The following is a 22,603-nucleotide window of genomic DNA, read 5'->3' on the forward strand; positions in this document are numbered from 1 at the left end:
TCGCGTGCTGCGATGCACAATAATGGGCGGCCCTCTTCGATCAGGCTTCGGGCATGTCCACTCCCGCCACTTCCCCGGCGCCGCTGTCGCGCCGCGGCTACGTGCTGATCCTGTTCGCGCTGGCGATGGGCGGCTTCGCGATCGGCACCAGCGAGTTCTCCACGATGGGCCTGATGCCGTACATCGCGCGCGGGCTGGCGATCGACGAGCCGCAGGTCGGGCACCTGATCAGCGCCTATGCGCTGGGCGTGGTGGTCGGCGCGCCGCTGCTGGCGATCGTCGGCGCGCGCTGGCCGCGACGCACGCTGCTGCTGGCGCTGATGGGCTTCTACGCGGTCGGCAACCTGGCCAGCGCGCTGGCCCCGGATTACCACAGCATGCTGCTGGTGCGCTTCATCGCCGGCCTGCCGCACGGCGCCTATTTCGGCGTGGCCACGCTGGTCGCCGCGTCGATCAGCCCTGCCGACCAACGCGGCGCGGCGGTGAGCCGGGTGCTGCTCGGGCTGAACCTGGCGGTGCTGATCGGCAATCCGCTGGCGACCTGGCTCGGGCAGGTGGCGCAATGGCGCTATGCCTATGCGCTGGTCGCGGCGATCGCAGTGCTGACCGTGGTGCTGGTCATGCGCCTGCTGCCGGCCGATCCGGACGAGCCGCGGCAGCGGCCGTTGCGCGAACTGCGCGCGTTCAACCGTCCACAGGTGTGGTTGGCGCTGGGCATCGGCTCGGTCGGCTTCGCCGGCATGTTCTGCGTGTTCAGCTATCTGGCGCCGACCCTGACCCAGGTCACCGGCGTCTCCGAACGCTGGATTCCGTTCGCGATGGGCGCGTTCGGCTTCGGCGGCCTGCTCGGCAACCTCGCCGGCGGTTGGCTGTTCGACCGCCTGCAGTTCCGTGCGGTGCCGCTGGTGTTGCTGTGGTCGATGGCGGTGCTGCTGGCCTGGCCGCTGGCCGCGCAGTCGCCGTGGGCGGTGCTGCCGGCGGTGGTCGCGGTCGGCACCATGGGCGCGCTGGCGCCGGTGCTGCAGACCCGGCTGATGGACGTGGCCAGCGAGGCGCAGACCCTGGCCGCGGCCTCCAACCATGCCGCGTTCAACCTGGCCAACGCGCTGGGCCCGTGGATGGGCGGGATCGCGATCAGCGCCGGGCTGGGCTGGACCTCGACCGGCTACGTCGGCGCGGCGGCGGCGCTGGGCGGGCTGCTGGTGTACCTGTGGGCGCGCCACGACGCGCGCCGCGCGCGTTTGGCGACCGCCAGCTAGCGCGCATCGACGGCCATGGGCAGCGCGCGCTGCGGTGCGCGTGGCGCCTGCATGCGAACTGGCGGCACATGTTCTGCGCCGAGCGACGCGCCGGTTTGCTCAGCGCCGCGCCTGCGCGTTGTGCGACAGCCGCCGCAACGCATCCAGCTTGGACTGGTAGCGCGGCTGCGCGGTCTTGTCCGCGTGCTCCAGGGCCTGTTGCATCGCCCAGTTGGCGCGGCGCGGATCGCCGTTGAGCAGGTAGGCGCGGGCCAGCGCGAAGTACAGCAGGTGCGCGCTGTCGTACAGGCGCAGCGCATGCCGGTAGTAGCCGATGGCGGCGGGATAATCCTGGCGCCGTTCGGCCTCGTTGCCGAGCAGGTACTGGTGAAACGGATCGGTCAGCTGCACGCGCTGCAGCCGCTCCAGCATCGCCGCCTCGCGGCGGCTGTCGCCCAGGCGCCGGTACAGGCTGGCGGCGTTGGAGAGGGTAGAGACATGCCCGGGATCGATCGACAGCGCGGTGGCGTAGTCGGCCGCGGCGCCCTGCGTGTCGCCCTGGCGCAGCGCCAGCACGCCGAGGTTGTTCCAGGCCGCGGCGAAGTCGCGGTCCATCTGCAGCGCCATCGCCAGATGCTGCTGCGCGGCAGGCAGCGCGCCGTCGGCCATCAGCTCGGCGCCGCGGTTGTTGTAGTAGTGGGCCAGTGCGCGGCGGTCTGAAATCGGCTGCGGCCCGCGCCGTTCCATCAGCACGCTGCGGTCCAGGTCGATGCTGACCCGGCGTCCGTCGATGCGCACGCCCACGTTGACGTGGCCGGCGTTGTACAGCGCGTCGCCGTCCTCGTACCAGCTCAGCACGCGGCCCACTTCCTGCACCTGCGCCTCGACCCCGGCGTCGCGCGCCAGCGCCACGAACAGCAGGGTGAAGGCCAGGCAGTTGACGCGGCGGGTGGCGTAGCTCTCGGCGACGCTGTGGGTGGCCTTGGCGTCGTATTGCAGGTTCAGCCCATCGGCGTCGAACGCCAGTTGCACCAGCTGCTCGAGGCGGTGTTCGCGCGAGGCGCGGGGATCCACGCGCTGTTGCACCAAGGCGTGCAGGGCAGGCGGGATCTGCAGCAGTTGCTCGGGCGAGGGCGGTGACGGCGGCGGTGGTGCGATCGCCGTTGCGGCGACCAGGGCGAATGCGGTCCAACCGAACATGGCGCACCTCTGCAGCGACCCGGCAGTGGGCCTCCCCGCCAATATAGACCTTCGCCGCCGCCCTGGATGTGCCTGAAGGCATTGCCTCGAAGCCGGGTAGGCGCGCGGCGTGACCGCGGCCCGGTCGCGCGTATTCATCCACAGCGGCTGTGGACGAAACCCGCGCAGCCGTGTGCATAACCGGCTTCGCGTCCACTCACGCCCAAGTGGCGCCCTGCCTTGGCGAAAACATCACCAAGCTGTCTGCGTGCAGCGATGAACACCTGTTCATCGCCGGCAACGGTGCGTGACGACGATGCGGCTGCGGCTCACGTGCGCTTTATGCCGCCGCGCCCAGCATCGCCCTCAAGACGCAACGCGGCAAACTCTTCATTCGCGGCCGAACGACATCCAGGGGAACACGACCCGACGTGCCCGTTGCGCGATGTCGCCGGCCCACCGCAGCAAGGAGTTCCATCCATGAGCATTCAGAGCAAGACCACCCACAGCCTCAACGACCTCATCGCCATTTCCCGTGACGGCAAGCAGTTCTACGAAGAAGCCGCACAGAAGGTCGGCGACGCGGAGCTGTCGGCGCTGTTCCTGCGCATCGCCGGGGTCAAGTCCGACATCGTCAGCAGCCTCAGCGCGGTGGTGCAGGCGGTCGGCGGCAAGCCCGAGGAACACGGCACCATGGTCGGCAGCATGCAGCAGATGTACGGCAAGCTGCGCGCCGCGCTGGGCGACACCAAGTACGGCTACGTGGCCGAACTGGAAGAGTCCGAGGATCGCCTGGTGAAGGCGTTCAACGAGACCATCGCGGACAGCGACACCCCGGTCGCCGCGCGCGATGCGGCCACCCGCCTGCTGCCGGAAGTGCGCGCCTGCCACGACGTGATGCGCAATCGCAAGCTGGCGATGAAGAACGCGGCGTAAGCCGCCGGCCGGACCGCGCGTCCGGCCGACTTCAGCGGCTCGGCATGGTGCTGCCTTTACGGGCGGTATCGCGCCGGTGCAGTACAGGCGAAGGCCGACCGGATCCGTCCGGTCGGCCTTCTTGCGTTGCGGGCAGGCCACCGCCGCATCGCGGGTTCGCGCTATGCGCCTGCGACTGCGCGCTTGCTACCATGGCCGCCCGATCCATTGCCGAGCGTTCGCGGTTTTCGCCGCACCATGCCGATGGCCTACGATGCTTCCCCCGCAGGCGCACAGTTCTCGCTGGGCTTCGCCGCGCCGGCACCGCGCGAGAGCCTGTTCTTCGCGCTGCTGCCGGACCCGGCGACCGCGCAGCGCGCGTTCGCGCTGGGCGAGCGTCTGCGCGCGGCGCACGGCCTGCGCGGGCGAGCGCTGCCGCCCGAACGCCTGCATGTCACCGTGCACTATCTCGGCGAATACGCCGGCATCCCGCCGCGGCTGCTGCAGCAGGCGCACGGCGCCGGACAGGCGCTGGCGTCGGCGCCGTTCGAGCTGTGTTTCGACCGGGTCGCCAGTTTCGGCAACCGGACCGGTGCGCGGCCGCTGGTGCTGCTCGGCGACGCCGAGCCGGCAGCGCTGTGCCAACTGCGCGAGGCGCTGCAGCGGCAGCTCGGCCGCCACGGCCTGGCCACGCGCGCCGATGCGGCCTATGTCCCGCACCTCACCCTGGCCTACGACGAGCGCGAGGTGCCGCCGCAGCCGCTGCCGGAACTGCGCTGGACGGTCGCCACGCTGAGCCTGATCCGCAGCGTGCAGGGGCAGGGGCGCTATCTGCACGAAGCGACCTGGCCGCTGCGCGCGGACCCAGCCTGCGAAGCGGGCGACGGCGGAGCGAACCGATGAGCGATCCGATGCGCGAACCGGCGCCGCTGGCGCTGCCCGACGCGCAATGGGCGGAGCTGCAAGCGGCCTATGCCACGCCGCCGCGCGCCTATCACCACTTCGGCCATGTGCAGGCGGTGCTGGGACACTACGCCGACATCGCGCGCGCGCTGGGCTGGCGGCAGCCGCGCGAGGTCTACCTGGCGGTGCTGTACCACGACGCGGTGTACCAGGCCGGGCGCGGCGACAACGAGGCGCAGTCGGCGCGCCTGGCACAGGCGGCGATCGCGCAATGGCTGCCCGATGCCGGGCTGGACGCGGCGCGCGTGACCGCGCTGATCGAGCTGACCGCGCGCCACGGGCAACTGGCCGCCGATGCGGTGGACGCCGAGGCGGCGCTGTTCCTGGATTGCGACATGGCCATCCTCGGCGCCGATCCCGCCGCGTTCGCCGCCTACGATGCCGCCATCGCCGAGGAGTACCGCGGGGTGGTGCCGGGCTGGCTGTACCGGCGCAAGCGCCGCGCGTTCCTGAAGACGGTGCTGGCGCAGCCGCGCATCTTCCTCAGCGACTGGTTCCATGCGCGCTACGACGCGGCCGCTCGCGCCAACCTGCGCCAGGCGATCGGCTGAGCCGTGGCCGTGCGCTCGACACTTGCCTCTGTGCGTACGCTCCGGCGTGCCCTCCGCCGCGCACCGTGATGCCCGATCCCGCGTCCGACCCCGCCATGGCCGATCCGCGCCCGCAGCCGCCCGAGCCGCCGGCGCCCGGCGACTGCTGCAACAGCGGCTGCCCGCTGTGCGTGCACGACCTGTACAACGAGGAGCTGGAGCGCTATCGGCAGGCGCTGGCGGCATGGCGGCTACGCCATCCCGAGGCCGCGCCGGACGGGTGAGCGCCCGCTGCGCGCCGCCGCCATCCGCGTCGGCACCGCGGTGCGGCGGCCGCAGCGGCCAAGCCGTGGCGGTGCGCTCACGTACCTCGCATGAACCGGCGCCGGCGCCGCGCTTCGCGCTGCCGCCGTTCGGGCTTATCTTTACACGCCTTTTCAGGATTGCCGGATGATGCGAATGCGTGGCGGATGGATGTGGGGAAGTGCGTTGGCCTGGCTGCTCGCGTCGGCGGCCGCCTCGGCGGCGCCTGGCGCAGCGACGCCTGCAGCGCCGGCCGCCGCCCCGGAAAAGCTCAGCCACGGCCGCTTCGAACAGGTGCCGGTGCTGTTGCCGCAGGGCGACGCGCAGCGCGTGGTGCTGTGGTTCGCCGGCGGCAAGCGCGATGCCGCCGCGCGCGCGCGCCAGATCGAGGCGCTGCGCCACGACGGCGCGATGGTCGCGGTGATCGACAGCGCGCACCTGCAGGCGGTGCTGGCCAAGATCGACGGCACCTGCGGTTTTTCCGCGGGCGACGTGGAGAACTTCTCGCGCTACGTGCAGGCCTATTACCACATGCCCACCTACCACCTGCCGCTGCTGGTCGGCGATGGCGACGGCGCCGCGCTGGCCTATGCGATCGCGGCGCAGGCGCCCAAGCAGTTGCTGGCCGGCATGGTCACCGAGGACTTCTGCCCGGTGCAGGTGCTGGACGACCAGATCTGCGGCGCCGGCATCACCGCGCCGGCGCGCGCGCTGCAGCCGGCGACGTTGCCGTTGCCGTGGCTGGCGGCGGCCGCGGCCAAGCCGGCGACGCGCTGCAGCCAGCAGAGCGATGCGTTCGTGCAGAAGGTGGCGCAGGCGCGGCAGTTCCGTCGCAGTGCCAGCGGCGATGCGCTGCCCGGGCTGCGCGCGGCGGTGCGTTCGCTGGGCGCGCAACCCGGGGTCAGCCTGCCGCCGACGCCGGCCGACCTGGCCGGGCTGCCGGTGGTGGAAGTCCCGGTCGCGGCCGACACCGCCGCGGCCGGCAATGGCGAGGTGTTCGCGATCTTCGTGTCCGGCGACGGCGGTTGGGCCGGACTCGACCAGCAGGTCGCCGGCGCGCTGGCGCAGGCCGGCATTCCGGTGGTCGGCGTGGATTCGCTGCGCTACTTCTGGAGCGAGCGCACGCCGCAGGGCTTCGCCACCGACCTGGACCGGATCTACCGCCACTACAGCCGCCTGTGGCGGCGCGGGCGGGTGGTGCTGATCGGCTTCTCGCAGGGCGCCGACGTGCTGCCGGCCGCCTACAACCAGCTGCCGGCGCCGATGCGCGCGCAGGTGCAGGCCACCGCGCTGCTGTCGCTGGGCAAGACCGCCGACTATGAATTCCACGTCTCCAACTGGATCAGCTCCGGCGACGACGGCCTGCCGATCGCGCCGGAAGTGGCGAAGATGCCGGGCGCGCAGACCCTGTGCATCTACGGCGAGGACGACGACGACGCGCTGTGCCCGGACCTGCCGCGCGGCGGCGCGCAGCTGGTGAAGCTGCCCGGCGACCATCACTTCGAGGGCGACTACGCAGAGTTGGCCAAGCAGATATTGCAGCGGATCGGGGTGGAAAGCCGGGACCGGGGACCGGGGACTGGGGACCCGAAGAACGTCTCCCGGTAAGGCCCCAAAGCTTTTTCGTTTGATTTTCCGGGTTCCTGGTCCCCGGTCCCGGCTTCACTCCGGTTTCCTGGGATCCAGCGAAATCAGCCGCGTCACGTCCAGCAGCGCCGCCGGCAGGTGCATGCCGCCGGGCGCGGCCAGGTAGCGGGTGCGCCAGACCGGGGCGAACTTGGACTTGAAGCGGCGCAGCCCGGTGAAGCCGTAGAAGCGTTCGCCGTGGCGCACGATCAGGTTGCCGAAGCGGTTCCAGCGCCCGGCCAGGCGATGCTGGGCCAGGCCCGACAGCGGCGCCATGCCCAGCGAGAAGCGCTGGTAGCCCTGGTCGCGGCCCCACAGGAACAGCTCGATGAACAGGAAATCCATCGTGCCCTTCGGCGCGTCGGCGATGTGCCGCATCAGGTCCACCGACAGCTCGTGCCCGGCCGGCGCCTGCCACAGGTTGGCGAAGGCGACGATCTTGCCTTCGGCCTCGACCACCGCGATCGGGAAACGGCGCAGATAGGCCGGGTCGAAGCTGCCGAGCGAGAAGCCCTTCTCCTCGCCGGCCTTTTCCTCCAGCCATTGCTGCGAGACCTCGGCCAGCGCCGGCATCAGCGCATCGATCTCCTCCAGCGGCACTATGCGGAAGCTCAGTCCGCTGCGCTTGCCGCGGTTCCAGGCCTGGCGCAGGTCGGCGCGGTCGCGGCCCTCCAGGTGGAAGCCCTCCAGCGACACCATCGCTTCCTCGCCGAGCTTGACCAGGGTCAGGCCCAGGTCGAGGTAGGTCTGCCAGTGCTGCTCGCCGACCTGGTAGAACACCGGGCGCAGGCCGAGCCGGTCGGCTTCCTCGCGGAAGCGCCAGATCAGCGCCCGTGCGACGTCCTGCGGCCCCACCGGATCGCCCATCGCCACCAGCGAGCCGCCGTAGCGCTGCATCATCACGAAGCCGCGGCCGTCCTCGGCCGGCAGCAGCGCCTTGTCGCCGGTCAGCACCAGGCAAGCCTGGGTGTCGGTGGCCACGGCCAGCACCGGCGCCAGCGCGTCCAGCTGCGTCGCGTCGGCGGCCGGCAGCGGCGAGCGCGTGCTGTGCAGCAAGCGCGCCAACCCGAACACCACCACCGCCACGCTGACCAGCAGCACCGCGCGCAGCGCCCGCGGCGCGTTTGCCGAGGTGGCGAACTGCCACCACAGCTCGTTCTGGTATTCGACATGGCTGTAGACGAAGAACAGCAGCCACACCGTCGCGATCAGCACCAGGCCCAGGTTGCGGATCCATGGCCATGACCAGGCCTCGTCGAGCAGCGCGCCCTGGCGGTAGAACTCGCGGCGCGCGCCCCACAGCCCGGCCGCCACCACCAGCGAGGACAGCGCCACCGAGGCGTGGCCGCCGCGCAGCCAGGCCGGCAACGGCAGCAGCACGCAGATGCCGATCGCCAGCATCCACGCCACATGGCTGCGCCGCTGCAGGCCCTGGCCGATCAGCAGCAGCACCACGCCGCCGAGGCTGGCCAGCAGGTGCGAGGTCTCCACGATCGACAGCGGCGCCATGCCCAGGCGCCGCTTCGGGGTCGGCAGGGTGCCGTCGATGACCAGTGCCGCGCCGACCGCGAACACCGCCATTGCGATGATCTGCGGCAGCCACGGGCGCAGCGTGCCCCAGGCCACGCGCACCCCGCCGGCGCTCGCCGCCAGCGGCCGGCGCAGGCCGGAGGCCGCGGCCATCAGCACCGACAGCAGCAGCGGCACCACGTAGTAGGTGATGCGATAGATCAGCGCCGCCGCCAGCAGCGCCGCCGGGGCCACGCCGGGCAGCAGCTTGAGCAGGCTCCATTCGAACACGCCCAGCCCGGCCGGCACGGTCGACATCAGCCCGGCCACCACCGCGACCAGGTACAGGCCGACGAAGCCGACGAACTCGATGCCCGATTCGTTCGGCAGCAGCACGTAGAACGCGGCGCTGGCCAGGCCCAGTTCGACCACGCTCAGTGCGGTCACGCCGAGGGTGGTGCGCCGGTCCGGCAGCCACAGTTCGTGGGTGCGCCAGCGCAGCGTGCGGCCCTCGCGTCCGGCCAATAGCAGCATCAGGCCGAAGCCGGCCAACAGCGCGATGCCGATCGCGCGCACCGCCGGCGCGGCCAGCGGCAGCGCCAGCGCGGCCGACGCCGGCTCCAGGGTCAGGGCAAGCGCCAGCAGCAGCCACGCGCCGAACACGAAGCCGAGCGTGCTCATCAGCACCACCTGGCCGATCTCGGCCAGGCTCAGCCCGACCCGGCCGTAGCCGCGCAGGCGCACCGCGCCGCCGGTGAGCGCAGCGAAGCCCAGGGTCTGGCCGACCGCATGCGCCAGGAACGCGGTGACGCCGATCCGCATCGGATGCAGCTTGCGTCCGCTGCGGTGCAGGCCGACCGCGTCGAAGCCGATCAGGCAGGCGTAGCTGCTCAGGCCCAGCAGCAGGGTTAGCGCGATCTGGCCGGCGCCGAGCTGGTTGAAGGCGTGGCGGATCGCGCCGTAGCCGTGGGTGCTGAACTCGGTGGCCAGCGCGCGCAGCGCCAGCGCCAGGATCACCAGGCTGATCACCACCGGCAGCGCACGGCGCCAGCCAGCGGCCGGGGAGGAGGAAACGGGAGGTGCGGCGTCGGTCATTGCAGGGCAGCGTAAGCGAAGAAGAGGGGCGGCAGCGCACGGGCGCCGGTGGCGTTGTGCAGTGGGGCGCTGGCGGTGCGGGCCGCCACTGGGGCGAGCCTGCAAGCAGGGAGGGGCTGGTCCATCGCGATGTCGGGTCGCCTAAGGCTGGTCGGCGCGGCCGCGGCGGACCATGTTGCCGTGCGCGGCGCCGCGGCAACATGCCCGCCGGCTCGCGCCGCGCACGCTCGCCCGGGCACCGGCTGCGGCACTCCGACCGGCCGTGCCTGGGCGCGCATCGGGCCGCGTCATCCTGTGCTGGCTTGTCGGCATACGATCAACTCGTTCTTCCTTACCCATACGTGCCCAGACATGGCGCGGCCTGTTGCAACGGCGTCGACCGGCCCTGTGGGGCTGTGCCGGCGGCGCCGGCGTCGCGCATCATAGTGGAATCGCACGTCGGTACCGCGTCGGTGCGCGCCGACGGTGCCGGCGCGGACCTGCCGCACGCGTCGCATCCCCGATCCGATCCCGGAGCCCTGCCCATGCCGTCGCCCATGGACCTCGCCCCCGCACCGCCGCACTGGCCGCGCGCCGCTGGCGCGCTCGCCACGGTGCTGTGCCTGTCGTTCCTCGGTACCGCGCTGGCGCTGCAACTGCTGCGCACCGACCTGCACTGGCAGCAGGCGACGCTGAGCCTGTACCTGCACGGTCCCGGCGGGCTGCTGCTGCGCGTGGTCTACGTGCTGCTGGCGGCGGGCATCGTCGCCTTGGCGGCCGGCCTGTACGCGCAGGCTCCGCCGCCGGCACGCAGCGCCGCGCCGCCGCTGCTGTTCGCGGTGGCCGCGCTGGGCCTGTGCGGCGTGGCGATCGGCGACAGCTACCTGCCGCAGCGCGCACCGTTGCTGGCGCCGTTGCTGCACGCGGTATCGGCACAGACCGCGTTCCTGTGCGTGACCACGGCCATGCTGTTGCAGAGCGCGTGGCTGCGTCGGCAACCGCGCTGGCGCGGCGCCGCCGTCGCCTTGCCAGCGCTGGCAGTCGCGGCGTTCGTGGCGCTGTGGGTGCACGTGCTGTGGCGCGCGCCGCCGCGCGGACTGACCCAGAAACTGGCGATCGTGCTGATCCTGGCTTGGCTGCTGCTGGCCGCGTATCGGTTGTGGCGTCCTGCAGCGGCGGCGCAATCGCGCGACAATGGCCGCGTTTCCCCTCTTCAGGACAGCCCATCATGATCCAGCGTTTCGATACCGGCCCGCGCATGTCGGAAATGACCGTGCACAACGGCGTGGCCTACCTGGCCGGGCAGATCGCCGACGACACCAGCGCCGACATCGCCGGGCAGACCCGCCAGGTGCTGGCGGCGATCGACGAACTGCTGGCGCGTGCGGCCAGCGACAAGAGCAAGGTCCTGCGCGCGGAAATCTTCATGACCGACCTGGCCGAGTTCGCCGAAATGAACAAGGTCTGGGAAGCCTGGGTCTGCCCGGGCAGCACCCCGGCCCGCGCCACCGTGCAGGCCAAGCTGGCCAATCCGGAGTGGAAGGTCGAGATCGTGATTACTGCGGCGGTGTGAGTTGAAGGTCGGGATTGGGGAGTGGGGATTCGGGATTCGATCCCTACTTCCAGCTGCTTGACCATGCGATCGGTCCAAGGGCCAATCCGCATCACGTCGCGCTTCAGTGCACGCGCCCTGCTTTTGCCAATCCCGAATCCCCAATCCCGAATCCCGGCCCCTCAGCGCCTGACGAACCGGTAATGCGCCACGCCCCATTGCTGGCCCTGGTCGTAGCCGAACAGTTCCGCGCAGGCCATCCAGAACATGCGCCAGCGCTGCCACCAGATCCTGGCGTCGGCGCCGTAGGTGGCTTCCAGCAGCGGCATCAGTTCGTTGCGGTGCCGGTCCTGGTTGCGCAGCCAGGCGTTGGCGGTCTTCTCGTAGTGTTCGCCGGACAGCAGCCAGCGCCGTTCGATCGACAGGTCGTCCTGGAACTGCAGCAGGGTGTCGGCCGCCGGCATCAGCCCGCCGGTGAAGAAATGCCGGCCCATCCAGTTGTCCTCGCCCTGCACCTCGAACGGGTAGGCCAGGTCGCGGTGGCAGAAGATGTGCACGAACAGCTTGCCGCCGGGCACCAGCCAGTGGCCGATCCGCGCCAGCAGCTCGCGGTAGTTGCGCATGTGCTCGAACATCTCGATCGAGACCACGCGATCGTAGCTGGCGGTCGGCAAGGCGAGCGTGTTGGCGTCGTGGGTGACGACCTTGACGTTGTCCAGGCCGCGCGCGCGGCACTGCGCCTCGATGTGCTCGCGCTGCGGCCGCGAGTTGGACACCGCGGTGATGCGCGCGCCGGGGAAGCGTTCGGCCATCCACAGGGTCAGCGAGCCCCAGCCGCAGCCCAGTTCCAGGATGCGCTGGCGGTCGCGCAGCTGCGCGCGCTCGGCGTACAGCTGCAGCATGCGTTCTTCCGCCGCGTCCAGGTCGGCGGTGTCGGCGTCCCAGTAGCAACTGCTGTACTTCAGGCGCTTGCCCAGGCACAGCTCGAAGAAGCGCGGCGGCAGCTCGTAGTGCTGGCGGTTGGCGGCGTCGGTCTCGATCGCGATGGCGCTGGTGCGCAGCGCTTCGACGAAACCGCGCTGGCGCTCCCACGCCGCATCCGCGCCGCCGCTGCGCTCCTCGCGCAGGCGCTGCGTGCACAGCCTGCGCATCGCGCTGCGCAGCAGCGCATCGGGCAGCAGGCCGGACTCGGCGATACGCGTGACCAGCGGTTCGGCCGGCAGCGACGGCGGGGGCGAGGTGGCGAAGGTGCTGGACATCGGCGGTTCTCCTGGAAGCGGGATCATTGCCGCGGCGGCAACGGAAAGAAGGCGCTGGTGCGGCGCTGGTAATCGGCGTAGTCCTGGCCGCGCGAACGCAGCGCCTGTTGTTCGGTGTAGGGAATGCCGGTGACGCGGTACAGGAATGCGAACATCAGCAGCGGCCCCAGCGCGGCGACGCCGACCCACAGCGCGCCGCCGCCCACCGTCAGGAACACGTAGGCGAACCAGTGCACGAACTCGAAGAAATAGTTCGGGTGCCGCGAGTAGCGCCACAGGCCGCGGCGGCAGGTCTTGCCCTTGTTGCCCGGATCGGCGCGGAACGCGGCCAGTTGGCGGTCGGCCAGGCTTTCCCCGCCCACCGCCAGCAGCCAGGTGAGCAGCGCCAGCGTCGTCCACACCGTCCACTGCGGGAGCGGATTGTGCGCGGCGACCGACAGCGGCACCGCGAACGCCACCACCACCAGCGCCTGGCCGAGGAAGAACGCCAGGAAGCGGCGCTGGTCGCCGTGCCAGTGTTCGCGCAGCGCGCGATAGCGGCCGTCCTCGTGCGCGTCGCCGAACACGCGCACGCCCAGGTGCCAGGCCAGGCGTGCGCCCCACAGTGCGCCCATGGCACCGGTCAGCACCCGCGGCAGCAGCGCGCCGTCGGCGCGCCAGGCGCAGTACGCCGCGGCCAGCGCCATGCACGCGGCCCACAGCACGTCGACCACGCCGGCGTTGCGCGTACGCCGCTGCCAGGCCCAGCCGGCGAGCATCGCCACCACGGTGAACAGGCCGACGTGCAACAGCGGCCAGGCATTCATGGCGCGGCTCCGGCGATGCGTGGCGCAGGCTGCGCCCTCGCCGACAGACGCCGCGTCGCCAGGCTCAGGACGGCCAGCGCTGCGGCCCAGGCCAGCGCCAACGCGAGTACGGCGTGCAGCAGCGGCACGCCCAGCGTCACCGCCTGCCAGCCGCGCGCGGCCAGTACGTAGCCGAGCGGGCCGAATACCGCGCCGAACAGCGCCGCGCGCCACGGGCGGTGCATGACCCAGGCCAGCGAATGGTTGAAGGTCAGCGCGAAGCCAGCCCACAGTGCCAGGATCCACAGCGGCGCCCATGGCGCCGGCGGCAGCGCCGCCGCATAGCGCACCCAGCCGCCGGCGGCCAGCGCGGTGTCGACGCCGGCGCCGAGCAGCAGCGCCAGCGCCATCAGCGTGGCATCGCCATGCGCGCGCCGGCGCGGCTGCAATTGGTACAGCGCGAACAACAGCAGCGCCGCCGGTCCGCACCAGGCCAGCCCATGTCCGGCGCCGATCACCGCCGCCAGCCACAGCAGCTGCAACGCGACGTAGTTGGCGAGGTTGCTCATGCGTCGCCCGCCAGCGCCGGCGCGAACTGCGCCGGGCGCGCGCCCGGCTTGCTCAGCCACAGGTGCACGTCGCCGATCGAGCGCTCCAGGAAGCCGCCTTCGCAATAGGCCAGGTAGAACTCCCACATGCGGATGAAGCGCTCGTCGTAGCCCAGCGCGCGCACCTGCGGCAATTTGGCCATGAAGCGCTGGCGCCAGGCGCGCAGGGTCAGCGCGTAGCTGGGTCCGATGTCTTCCAGGTTGAACAGGCGCAGGTCGCTGGCGCGCGCGATCGCGCCGGTCATCGCCGCCACCGACGGAATGAAGCTGCCGGGGAAGATGTGGCGCTTGATGAAATCCACCGAGCGCAGCGCCTGCGCGTAGCGGTGGTCCTCGATGGTGATCGCCTGGATCAATGCCTGGCCATCGTCCTTCAGCAGCGCGCCGACCTTGCCGAAGTAGGTGTCCAGATACTGGTGGCCGATCGCTTCGATCATCTCGATCGACACCAGCCGGTCGTAGCGGCCATCCAGGTCGCGGTAGTCGCGCAGCAGCACCTCGACGCGCTCACCCAGGCCGGCCGCGGCCACGCGCTGGCGTGCCAGCTCGTACTGCTCGCGCGAGATGGTGGTGGTGGTGACGCGGCAGCCGTGGTGGGTGGCCGCGTACAGCGCGAAGCCGCCCCAGCCGGTGCCGATCTCCACCAGGTGATGGTGCGGTTGCAGGTCGAGCTTGGCGCAGATGCGCTGCAGCTTGCGTTCGGCCGCGCGTTCCAGCGCGGCGTCGCCGAGCGCGGCGTCGTCGTCGCGGAAGATCGCCGAGGAGTACATCAGGTTGCGGTCCAGGAACAGCTCGAACAGCGGGTTGCCCAGGTCGTAGTGCGCGGCGATGTTGCGGCGGCTGCCGGCGCGGGTGTTGCGGGTGAGCGCGTGCAGGCCGCGCATCGTCATCCCGCCGAGCCGCGCCAGGCCGGACTCCATCGCATCCAGGCGGTCGCGGTTGCGCACCAGCAGGCGCACCAGCGCGACCAGGTCGTCGCAGTCCCACAGCCCGTCCATGTACGCCTCGCCGACGCCGACGCTGCCGTTGAGCGCGGCCTGGCGGTAGAAGCGCGGGTCGTGGATGCGCAGGTGCGCCTGCAGTGCCTCGCCCTCGGCCGCGGCGCTGCCCAGCGTGGTGATCGCGCCGGGCTCCTCGATGCGCAACTGGCCATCGCGCAGGCCGTCCAGCGTGGCGAACAGGCGGCGTCGCAGCAGGCGGTCCAGGCCGCGCAGCGGTGGTGCCGCCGGGGCCAGCGCGACGGCGTCGGAAGAGGGCGCGTGCGGAGCGTTCATCGGCGTTCTCGCGGAAGGGGAAGGTCGGGGTGGTCGTGCACCGGATTGCCGCGCAGCCACAGGCGCAGCGCTTGCCAGTGGATCTTGGCCACGACCTGCAGGGTCATCGCCGGGTAGCGCAGCAGCGCGCGCGCCAGGCTGGCGCCGCCGATCTCGCGCCGCTGCAGCACCAGCGTGGCGTCGAAGCGCCTGGCCGCCGGCGCGGCGTCCAGCACCTCCATGTGCACGCGCAGCTGCGCGCCGGGCGCGCTGCAGCGCCACGCGTAGTCGTGCGCCATCGCCATGAACGGCGAGACGTGGAAGCGCTTGTCGAAGCGCCACGCATGCACGCTGCCGTGACTGCGCGCCGCCGCCACCGGCAGCACGTAGGCGTGGCGCTGCCGCCACGGCGTGTTGGTGATCTCGGCGACGATGCTGTGTAGGCGCTGCTGCATGTCGTGGCAGTAGTAGAACGTGACCGGGTTGAAGCAATGGCCGAAGTAGCGCAGGTGGGTCAGCATGCGCACCGCGCCGAGCGGGCGCTCGCCGGTGTGCTGCTGCACGCGGTCGCGCACCGCCTCGTCCAGCGGCTGCGCCGGATCGCCCAGGTAGTCGCTGCGGCGGAATTCGACCAGGTTGCGGCGGCCCACCGACCACAGCCAGCGCCGCGCGAACACTTGGTCGAGTTCGGCCAGATCCAGGTACATCAGGAACAGCGGATAGCGGAACGCCAGCGCTTTCGGCGCGTAGCGGCGATGCCGGACCCAGCCGCTGTACAGCGCGCTGTGCAGGCCGTGCGTGGTCGTGCCCGCCGCCGCCGGCGTTGTCGGGACGGCGCCAGCCGGCGGGGCGGACACGGTAGCGCTGCGCAGCAGATTCATGGCCAGGGTATCCCCAGCCCGGCGGCGACGTCGACCGCGCTGCGCAGGCCGTCCTCGTGGAAACCGAAGCCCCAGCCGGCGCCGGCGAACCAGGTGCCGCGCCGGCCCTGGATCTCGTGCTTGCGCGCCTGCGCGGCCACCGCGGCCTGGGTCTGCAGCGGATGCCGGTAGCGCATGCGCCGCAGCACCTTGGCCGGGTCGATGTCGCCGCTGCGGTTGAGGCTGACGATCAACGGCTGCGGCGCGTCGAGCGATTGCAGCGCGTTCATCCAGTAGCTGACCGTGCACGGCGCCTCCGCATCGGCCGGCACGTGCGCGTTCCACGCCGCCCAGGCGCGGCGGTTGCGCGGCAGCACGCGCGCATCGGTGTGCAGCACGGTGTCGTTGTCCTGATAGGTGATCGCGCCGAGGATCTCGCGTTCGGCGGCGCTGGCGTCGTTGAGCAGACGCAGCGCGTCGTCGGCGTGGCACGCCAGCACGACATGGTCGTAGTGCTCGGTGTCGGCATCGGTCAGCACCGAGACGCCTTGCGACAGTCGCTGCACCGAGCGCACCGGCGTGCTCACGCGCTCCTCAACCCGCCAGCGGCTGCGCAGCGCATGTACGTAGCTGCTGGAGCCGCCGCGCACCACCTGCCATTGCGGCCGCCCGCTGAGCTGCAGCATGTGATGGTTGGCCATGAAGCCGACCAGCTGGCGCATCGGGAACTGCAGGATCCGCTGCGAGGGCGAGGACCACAGCGCCGACGCCATCGGTACCAGGTGCGCGTCGCGGAACACGTCCGAGTAGCGGTGGCGCCGCAGGAACTCGCCCAGGGTCAGCTGCGCCTGCGCAGCGTCGCTCAGCACCTGCGGCGCCTGCCGGTAGAAGCGGCGCAGGTCGCGCAGCATGCGCCAGAAGCGCGGGTTGGCCAGATTGCCGCGCTGGCAGAACAGCCCGCCCAGGCTGCCGGCGTTGTATTCCAGCCCGGTGCGCGCCTCGTGCACCGAAAAACTCATCGTGGTCGGCTGCGCCGCCACCTCCAGTTGCGCGAACAGCCGGCTCAGCAGCGGATAGTGCTGCGGGTTGAACACGATGAAGCCGCTGTCCACCGCGTACTGCGCGCCGTCCAGCTCGATCGTATGGGTGTGGGTATGCCCGCCCAGGTAGTTGGCGGCCTCGTACAGGGTCACATGGTGCTGTTGCGACAGCAGCCATGCCGAACCCAGCCCGGCGATCCCCGAGCCGATCACGGCGATGCGGCTCATCGTGCGCGCGCCTGTGCACGCAGCAGCCCGGCCGGCACTGGCTTCAGCTCGCGCACCAATCCGGTCCACGACAGCACCTTCAGGCCGTACCAGGTCAGGTCGCACTCCCACCAGCGGAAGCCCTGGCGCGCCGCGCCGGGGAAGAAGTGGTGGTTGTTGTGCCAGCCCTCGCCGAAGGTCAGCAGCGCCAGCCAGGCATTGTTGCGGCTGTCGTCGCGGGTGTCGAAACGGCGGCTGCCGAAGCGGTGCGCCAGCGAGTTGATGGTGAACGTGGCATGGAACAGGGCCACGGTGGAGACGAAGAAACCCCACACCAGCAACTGCGGCCCATCGGTGCCCAGCTGCGGATGGTGGCGCTGCAGCCAGCCGCCGAGCAGGAACAGCGCCAGCGCCAGCAGCACCGGCAGCAGCAGGTCGAAGCGGTCGAGGAAGCGCAGCTCCGGGAAGCGGCGCAGGTCCGGGATCGCCTCCCAGTCGGTGCGGAAGCCGCGCGGAGTCAGGAACCAGCCGCTATGGCTCCACCAGAAGCCGTGCTGGCGCGGGGAGTGCGGGTCGGTCGGCGTGTCGGTGTGGCGGTGGTGGTTGCGGTGGTGTGCGGCCCACCACAGCGGGCCGCGCTGCACGCTGGTGGCGCCGAGCGCGGCGAACAGGAACTGCACCGGTCGCGAGGTCTTGAACGCGCGGTGGGCGAAATAGCGGTGGTAGAAGCCGGTGAGCGCGAACATGCGCAGCGCGTACATCGCCAGTGCCATGCCCACCGCGAACCAGGACACGCCGACCCAGAACACGCCCAGGCAGGCCAGGTGCAGGCCGAGGTAGGGTGCGGCGCGCAACCAGTCGATGCGATCGGCGCGGGCCTCGTCCAATTCGATCTCCGCACCGGTATCGAACCAGCGGCGCAGCGTGCGCGCCACGTTGCCGCGGTGCGGTAATGGCACCGCGGCAGACGTAGCGACGGGTGCACGGGGAGGGTCCGGAACGGCGTTCGTCACAGGTGCATCTCGTGGGGATTCGGATACCGATACGGGCAAAGCCGCAGATCGGATGCACGTGTGACGTGTCTTTCATGCATGGCGTTGCTGGGCGGCCTGGCGCACGCGCATTTCCGAGCTTCGCCCGTCCCCTCATTCGCCCCTGGGGGCACCTTCCCCCATGGGTGTCGGGCTGTCAGCGCGCGCGGTTAGCCCCTCTCCCCTCGGGAGAGGGGTTGGGGTGAGGGTGCGTCGGCACGGACAGCCTGGCGCACCGAAATTTCCGAGGCTTCGCCCGTACCCTCATCCGCCCCTGCGGGGCACCTTCTCCCGTGGGGAGAAGGGGAACTGCGAGGCAGTGCAGCGAGTGCTGCGGTTAGCCCCTCTCCCCCCGGGAGAGGGGTTGGGGTGAGGGTGCGTCGGCACGGACAGCCTGGCGCACCGAAATTTCCGAGGCTTTCGCCCGTACCCTCATCCGCCCCTGCGGGGCACCTTCTCCCGTGGGGAGAAGGGGAACTGCGAGGCAGTGCAGCGAGCGCCGCGGTTAGCCCCTCTCCCCCCGGGAGAGGGGTTGGGGTGAGGGTGCGTCGGCACGGACAGCCTGGCGCACCGAAATTTCCGAGGCTTTCGCCCGTACCCTCATCCGCCCCTGCGGGGCACCTTCCCACGAAAAGGGGGCCATGGTCCCGTGGGGAGAAGGGAGCTGTTGTCAGGCTGTGCAGAGAGCGCCCGCGGTTAGCCCCTCTCCCTCCGGGAGAGGGGTTGGGGTGAGGGTGCGTCGGCACGCACAGCCTGGCGCACCTGGATCTGTGAGGCTTCGCCCATACCCTCATCCGCCCCTTCGGGGCACCTTCTCCCGATGGGAGAAGGAACAGCTGGCACCGCGGTGGCCTGCCTACGGCGCCAGGCGCAGCGTACTGATGCCGCCCTTGGCGACGACCGGGCCGGTGGCCACGCCACCGGGTGCGCCGCCAGGCGGTTCCATCGTCACCGCCAGCACCGCGCCATCGCTGAGCAACGGCATCAATGCATCGGGAATGCGCGCCGCGCGCGCCTGCGCGTCGTCGAACACGCCCATCGAGCGTGCCTTGCCGTCGGCCGGGATCAGCCATAGCTCGGGCACGCGCTCGGCATCGCGGCGGCCGGCCAGCGGGGTCAGGGTAATGCGCTTCTTGTCGGCGTCCATCAGCACCACGTAGCCAGGCTTGCCGTCGTCCTGCATCAGCGTCGAGGTCATCGCGATGCCGGTATCGGTTGGCACTGTCGCGGCCGGCGGCGTGGGCGTTTGCGGCGGTAGCGGCTGACGCGCGACCATCAGCGTGAGCATGCACGCCGCTGCGGTGGCGAAGCCGCCAGCGCTCAGCCAACGCCAGGCGCGCACGTTTTCCCAGAAGCCAGGCGCTGCCGTCGGCGCACGTGGCGCTGGCGCATCCAGTCCCAACGAGGCACGAATGCGCACCCACACGCGGTCGGGCACCGGCACCGGCGCGATCTCGTCGGCCAGCGGCATCAGGTGCTGCTGCCATTGCGTCACCGATGCGGCGAAGTCGCCATCGCTGTCGATGCGCTGCTCGGCGGCACGGCGCTCGTGCGCGTCGAGCACGCCGAGCACGTATTCGCCGGCCAGTACGTCGCGCGACGGCGGGGTTTCCTGCGGATCGGGCACGGAGGCGTTCATCGTTCCAGGCACGCCTTCAGCTTGGCCAGGCCGCGGCGGATCCAGCTCTTGACCGTGCCCAGCGGGGTGCCGCTGCGCGCGGCCAGTTCCTCATAGGTGATGCCTTCGAAGAACGCGGTGCGGATGAGGTCCCCGCGCGGCGGTTCCAGTTCGCCCATGCACACGTCCAGGCGCCGTCCGGCGACGCGCCATTCGGTCTCGGCCAACGGATCGCGGCCCTCGTCGTGCAGTTCGCCGGCATCGTCCAGCGCCACCGACTGCCGTGCCGGCGCGCGTGCGCGCAGATGGTCGATGGCCTTGTTGCGGGCGATCATGGTCAGCCAGGTCAGGCCGCGCGCGCGCAGCGGATCGAACTGCGCGGCCTTGCGCCAGACCGAGGCGAACACGTCCTGCAGCACGTCTTCGGCGTCGCCGCGTTGCGGCACGATGCGCAGGCACACGCCGAACAGGCGCGGCGAGGTGGTCCGGTACAGGCGCTCGAACGCAACGCTGTCGCCGGCCGCGGTGGCGACCAGCAGTTGTCCCGCTTCGTCGTGGTCTGGCGTCTCGGTCATGCCGGGCAGCGGTGGCGTAGGTCGCGGCGATGCTACAGGCTTTCGGCGTGGACGTCGCTCAACGGCGCTGTCCGCGCCACAGCGCCAGTGCGGCGAGCAGCAGCAAGATCTCGAAGACGGCCAGTCCGGTCGTGGTCGGGCCCACCGGCCACAGCCGCAGCAGGCCGACGCTGCGGTAGAGCACGATCGGCACGTAGAACGCCAGCGCCAGCAGCAGCCCGGTGCGCAGCTGTCCGGTGCGGGCGAAGTAGCCGAACAGGAACGCCATGCCCAATTGCAGGCCGCCGTAGATGACCAGGTACTCGGACTGGCCGGAGCGGTCCAGGCCGACGTAGCCGACCGCGGCGGCGGTCTGCGCCGGCAGCAGCGTGCACCACAGCGCCAGGACCGCATAGAGCGCGGCGTTGAACCACAGGTAGGCCTTGGCCATGGATATTCCTCGTCGTGGGATGGACATGCGTGCATGGATAGGCCGGTCGCCGTGGGCGTGCTGCCGTCGCGCTCAGCGCGCGCCGCATTGCGCGACCAGGGGGCGCTGCAGGGCCTGGTCCCAGGCGTCGTCGCCGGCCTGCGCACGCAGGCGCTCGGGAAATTCGATGCGCACCCGCGGATAGCGGCCTTGCGCATCGCGGAGGTTGCCGACGCCGCGGAACTCAAGCAGGTGCCGGTCGCTGCGCGCGTAGGCGACCGCAATGTCGGGCAGCAGGCCGCCGTACCAGGCGGACAGCGCCAGGGTATAGCGCTGCACGCCCGCATCGGCGGCGCCGGGCTTGATCTGGAAGTCGAGCGTGCGCAAGGCGCTGGGCAGCACGAAGGCGATGCGTTGCGGCGCGCCGCTGCCCAGGGCGTCCCAGTGCATGCGCAGATAGGCGTCGAACCCGGCATCGATCACCTGCGGGGTGTCCGCCGCCGGCAACGGCGCGCGCCGTTCCGCCTGGCCCTTGGCCTGGGTGAACATCTCGCGGCCGGCGCCGGCCCGGCGCACGCCTTCGCGATAGCCGCTGCGCGCATCGACCAGTTCGAAGTCCGGAGCGATGCCGCCGTCGGCGACGCGCTTGCGCGCGAAGGCCGTGCCGTCGGCGCAGCGGTACAGCACCAGCCGCGCCCCGTCGTCGCGCACCCAATGGCGTTCGCGGTACAGCAGCTGGCCGCCGTCGGCGGCGTAGGCCAGCCCGTCGTACTGCAGCATCGCCTGCGCCGGGACAGCGGCGCCGAGCGCGACGAGGCCCAGCAGCGCCAGCGCGCGCGGCGGCGGGACGAACGGGGAACGGGCGGTCGGCATGGGCATGCGCGGCGCTTCCGAGGTGGATGACAGCTAGCAATACGCGGCGGGCGCCGATCCGGATGCGCCGGCGGTCGCGTCGGCGACGCATGCCGCGCTCAGCGCAGCTCGATGCAGTCCACCGGGCAGGCCGGCACGCACAGTTCGCAGCCGGTGCACAGCGGCGCCAGCACCGTGTGCATGTGCTTGGCGCCGCCGACGATGGCATCGACCGGGCAGGCCTGGATGCACTTGGTGCAGCCGATGCAGTCGGCCTCGATCACGAACGCCACCTGCGCCGGCTTGTGCGTGCCGCGGCTGCGGTCGTAGGGCAGCGCCGCGGTGCCGAGCACGCGCGCCAGCGCGCGGGCGCCGGCATCGCCGCCGGGCGGGCAGCGGTCCACCTGCGCCTGCCCGTGCGCCATCGCCTCGGCGTACGGACGGCAGCCGTCGAAGCCGCACTGGCCGCACTGGGTCTGCGGCAGCAGGCGATCGAGGCGTTCGAGCAGGATGTCTTGGATGGGCTTCATGACGGATTCGGCGCGTCGGATGCGACGCGCTGCAGGACGAGGGTCAGGGTCAGGCGACGCGGTGGCCGCCGTACCAGCGCTCGTGGGCCAGCGCCAGCATCGGCCGGTCCTCGCGGCTGTCGCCGTAGGCGTAGACGCGCGGATAGGCGCCCACATCGTAGCGCGCGCGGATCAGCCGCGCCTTGTGCGGCCCGCAATCGCCATCGGCGTAGCGGCCGGTCAGGCGGCCGTCGCGCGCCTCCAGGCGGTTGCAGATCAGGTCCAGCCCGTGTTCGGCGCACCACGGCTGCAGGTACAGGTCCAGCGACGCGGACACCAGCGCGATCCGGTGGCCCTGCGTGCGATGCCAGGCGATGCGCTGCATCATCTCCGGCCGCAGCAGCGTCGGCAGCACCTGGCGCGCATACGCGTCGGCCTGCGCGGCGATCTCGTCGGCCGCACGGCCGGCGAACACGACCCGGGTGACCCGCCTGCGGATCGCCTGCGCCGACACCAGGCCCAGCCGATAGCTGGCCAGCCACGGTCCCACCGACCACTTCGCCCGCGCCAACTGCTGCGGCGTGGCGACGCGGCGCAGGAACCGCGCATAGCTGTCGGCGATGGTGACCGTGTGGTCGAAGTCGAACAGGGCCAGGGAGCCGGGATTGGGCACTTGGGGATTCGGGATTCGCAAAGGCAGCTCATGCA

At 71.3% G+C, this 22,603-nt stretch carries 23 protein-coding genes; 8 read left to right on the forward strand and 15 right to left on the reverse strand.

Annotated features, from left to right (window positions below; all coding sequences use genetic code 11):
* Positions 1-53 precede the first annotated feature (53 nt).
* Entirely contained in the window at positions 54-1,259 is a 1,206-nt protein-coding gene (locus NUG20_RS07630) for an MFS transporter (RefSeq protein ID WP_263397766.1), read from the forward strand.
* A 99-nt stretch (positions 1,260-1,358) separates the two neighbouring features.
* Here NUG20_RS07630 and NUG20_RS07635 read toward each other — a convergent pair whose 3' ends face one another.
* Positions 1,359-2,438 (reverse strand): tetratricopeptide repeat protein, encoded by a 1,080-nt coding sequence (locus tag NUG20_RS07635; RefSeq protein WP_263397767.1) that lies wholly within the window; start codon positions 2,436-2,438, stop codon positions 1,359-1,361.
* Positions 2,439-2,897: 459 nt separating this feature from the next.
* Here NUG20_RS07635 and NUG20_RS07640 point away from each other — a divergent pair, with 459 nt between their 5' ends.
* From NUG20_RS07640 to NUG20_RS07660, 5 genes are all read left to right on the forward strand, one after another.
* On the forward strand, positions 2,898-3,353 hold the full coding sequence (locus NUG20_RS07640; RefSeq protein ID WP_263397768.1) for a PA2169 family four-helix-bundle protein: 456 nt from the start codon (positions 2,898-2,900) through the stop codon (positions 3,351-3,353).
* Positions 3,354-3,596: 243 nt separating this feature from the next.
* On the forward strand, positions 3,597-4,235 hold the full coding sequence (locus tag NUG20_RS07645) for a 2'-5' RNA ligase family protein (protein WP_263397769.1): 639 nt from the start codon (positions 3,597-3,599) through the stop codon (positions 4,233-4,235).
* Between the two features lie 8 nt (positions 4,236-4,243).
* Positions 4,244-4,846: an HD domain-containing protein gene (locus NUG20_RS07650; protein WP_263398415.1), complete on the forward strand. Its 603-nt coding sequence runs from the start codon at positions 4,244-4,246 to the stop codon at positions 4,844-4,846.
* Between the two features lie 68 nt (positions 4,847-4,914).
* A complete protein-coding gene (locus NUG20_RS07655) occupies positions 4,915-5,109 on the forward strand; it encodes an oxidoreductase-like domain-containing protein (protein ID WP_263397770.1) in 195 nt (64 codons plus the stop codon).
* 166 nt (positions 5,110-5,275) lie between these two features.
* Positions 5,276-6,736, forward strand: coding sequence for a virulence factor family protein (locus tag NUG20_RS07660; protein WP_263397771.1), 1,461 nt, complete (start codon positions 5,276-5,278; stop codon positions 6,734-6,736).
* 54 nt (positions 6,737-6,790) lie between these two features.
* On the opposite strand, the gene mprF is transcribed toward NUG20_RS07660, so the two are convergent.
* The gene (gene mprF, locus NUG20_RS07665) at positions 6,791-9,358 is read right to left on the reverse strand and encodes a bifunctional lysylphosphatidylglycerol flippase/synthetase MprF (RefSeq protein ID WP_263397772.1); all 2,568 of its coding nucleotides are present in this window, start codon (positions 9,356-9,358) and stop codon (positions 6,791-6,793) included.
* Positions 9,359-9,882: 524 nt separating this feature from the next.
* Between mprF and NUG20_RS07670 the strand changes: the two genes are divergently transcribed.
* Together NUG20_RS07670 and NUG20_RS07675 are read left to right on the forward strand one after the other, a co-directional pair.
* The gene (locus NUG20_RS07670; RefSeq protein WP_263397773.1) at positions 9,883-10,569 is read left to right on the forward strand and encodes a DUF998 domain-containing protein; all 687 of its coding nucleotides are present in this window, start codon (positions 9,883-9,885) and stop codon (positions 10,567-10,569) included.
* Positions 10,566-10,910 carry a RidA family protein gene (locus NUG20_RS07675; protein WP_263397774.1) on the forward strand — a complete coding sequence of 115 codons (345 nt, stop codon included), beginning with the start codon at positions 10,566-10,568 and terminating at the stop codon, positions 10,908-10,910. Before NUG20_RS07670 ends, NUG20_RS07675 begins: the two co-directional genes overlap by 4 nt.
* A gap of 161 nt (positions 10,911-11,071) precedes the next feature.
* Here the strand turns inward: NUG20_RS07675 and NUG20_RS07680 are convergent, their stop codons facing one another.
* From NUG20_RS07680 to NUG20_RS07740, 13 genes are all read right to left on the reverse strand, one after another.
* A complete protein-coding gene (locus NUG20_RS07680) occupies positions 11,072-12,148 on the reverse strand; it encodes an SAM-dependent methyltransferase (protein ID WP_263397775.1) in 1,077 nt (358 codons plus the stop codon).
* A 23-nt stretch (positions 12,149-12,171) separates the two neighbouring features.
* Positions 12,172-12,954 (reverse strand): DUF1295 domain-containing protein, encoded by a 783-nt coding sequence (locus NUG20_RS07685; RefSeq protein WP_263397776.1) that lies wholly within the window; start codon positions 12,952-12,954, stop codon positions 12,172-12,174.
* Complete coding sequence (locus NUG20_RS07690; RefSeq protein WP_263397777.1) at positions 12,951-13,502, reverse strand: DUF2878 domain-containing protein; 552 nt, start codon at positions 13,500-13,502, stop codon at positions 12,951-12,953. The genes NUG20_RS07685 and NUG20_RS07690 overlap by 4 nt, the downstream gene beginning before the upstream one ends.
* The gene (locus tag NUG20_RS07695) at positions 13,499-14,815 is read right to left on the reverse strand and encodes an SAM-dependent methyltransferase (RefSeq protein ID WP_263397778.1); all 1,317 of its coding nucleotides are present in this window, start codon (positions 14,813-14,815) and stop codon (positions 13,499-13,501) included. Before NUG20_RS07695 ends, NUG20_RS07690 begins: the two co-directional genes overlap by 4 nt.
* Positions 14,812-15,675 carry a DUF1365 domain-containing protein gene (locus NUG20_RS07700; RefSeq protein WP_263397779.1) on the reverse strand — a complete coding sequence of 288 codons (864 nt, stop codon included), beginning with the start codon at positions 15,673-15,675 and terminating at the stop codon, positions 14,812-14,814. Before NUG20_RS07700 ends, NUG20_RS07695 begins: the two co-directional genes overlap by 4 nt.
* On the reverse strand, positions 15,672-16,922 hold the full coding sequence (locus NUG20_RS07705) for an NAD(P)/FAD-dependent oxidoreductase (RefSeq protein WP_263397780.1): 1,251 nt from the start codon (positions 16,920-16,922) through the stop codon (positions 15,672-15,674). The genes NUG20_RS07700 and NUG20_RS07705 overlap by 4 nt, the downstream gene beginning before the upstream one ends.
* Positions 16,919-17,860 (reverse strand): acyl-CoA desaturase, encoded by a 942-nt coding sequence (locus tag NUG20_RS07710; RefSeq protein ID WP_263397781.1) that lies wholly within the window; start codon positions 17,858-17,860, stop codon positions 16,919-16,921. The genes NUG20_RS07705 and NUG20_RS07710 overlap by 4 nt, the downstream gene beginning before the upstream one ends.
* 928 nt (positions 17,861-18,788) lie before the next feature.
* A complete protein-coding gene (locus NUG20_RS07715) occupies positions 18,789-19,571 on the reverse strand; it encodes an anti-sigma factor (protein WP_263397782.1) in 783 nt (260 codons plus the stop codon).
* The gene (locus NUG20_RS07720; protein ID WP_263397783.1) at positions 19,568-20,125 is read right to left on the reverse strand and encodes a sigma-70 family RNA polymerase sigma factor; all 558 of its coding nucleotides are present in this window, start codon (positions 20,123-20,125) and stop codon (positions 19,568-19,570) included. Before NUG20_RS07720 ends, NUG20_RS07715 begins: the two co-directional genes overlap by 4 nt.
* 58 nt (positions 20,126-20,183) lie before the next feature.
* Positions 20,184-20,555: a DUF4345 domain-containing protein gene (locus NUG20_RS07725; RefSeq protein ID WP_263397784.1), complete on the reverse strand. Its 372-nt coding sequence runs from the start codon at positions 20,553-20,555 to the stop codon at positions 20,184-20,186.
* Between the two features lie 72 nt (positions 20,556-20,627).
* On the reverse strand, positions 20,628-21,413 hold the full coding sequence (locus NUG20_RS07730) for a hypothetical protein (protein ID WP_263397785.1): 786 nt from the start codon (positions 21,411-21,413) through the stop codon (positions 20,628-20,630).
* Between the two features lie 92 nt (positions 21,414-21,505).
* Positions 21,506-21,916 carry an Rnf electron transport complex subunit RnfB gene (gene rnfB / locus NUG20_RS07735; RefSeq protein ID WP_263397786.1) on the reverse strand — a complete coding sequence of 137 codons (411 nt, stop codon included), beginning with the start codon at positions 21,914-21,916 and terminating at the stop codon, positions 21,506-21,508.
* Between the two features lie 49 nt (positions 21,917-21,965).
* Positions 21,966-22,568 carry an HAD family hydrolase gene (locus NUG20_RS07740; RefSeq protein ID WP_263397787.1) on the reverse strand — a complete coding sequence of 201 codons (603 nt, stop codon included), beginning with the start codon at positions 22,566-22,568 and terminating at the stop codon, positions 21,966-21,968.
* Between the last annotated feature and the right edge of the window lie 35 nt (positions 22,569-22,603).

Origin of the sequence: Xanthomonas sp. CFBP 8443 (assembly GCF_025666195.1) — a bacterium.
Lineage (GTDB): Bacteria > Pseudomonadota > Gammaproteobacteria > Xanthomonadales > Xanthomonadaceae > Xanthomonas_A.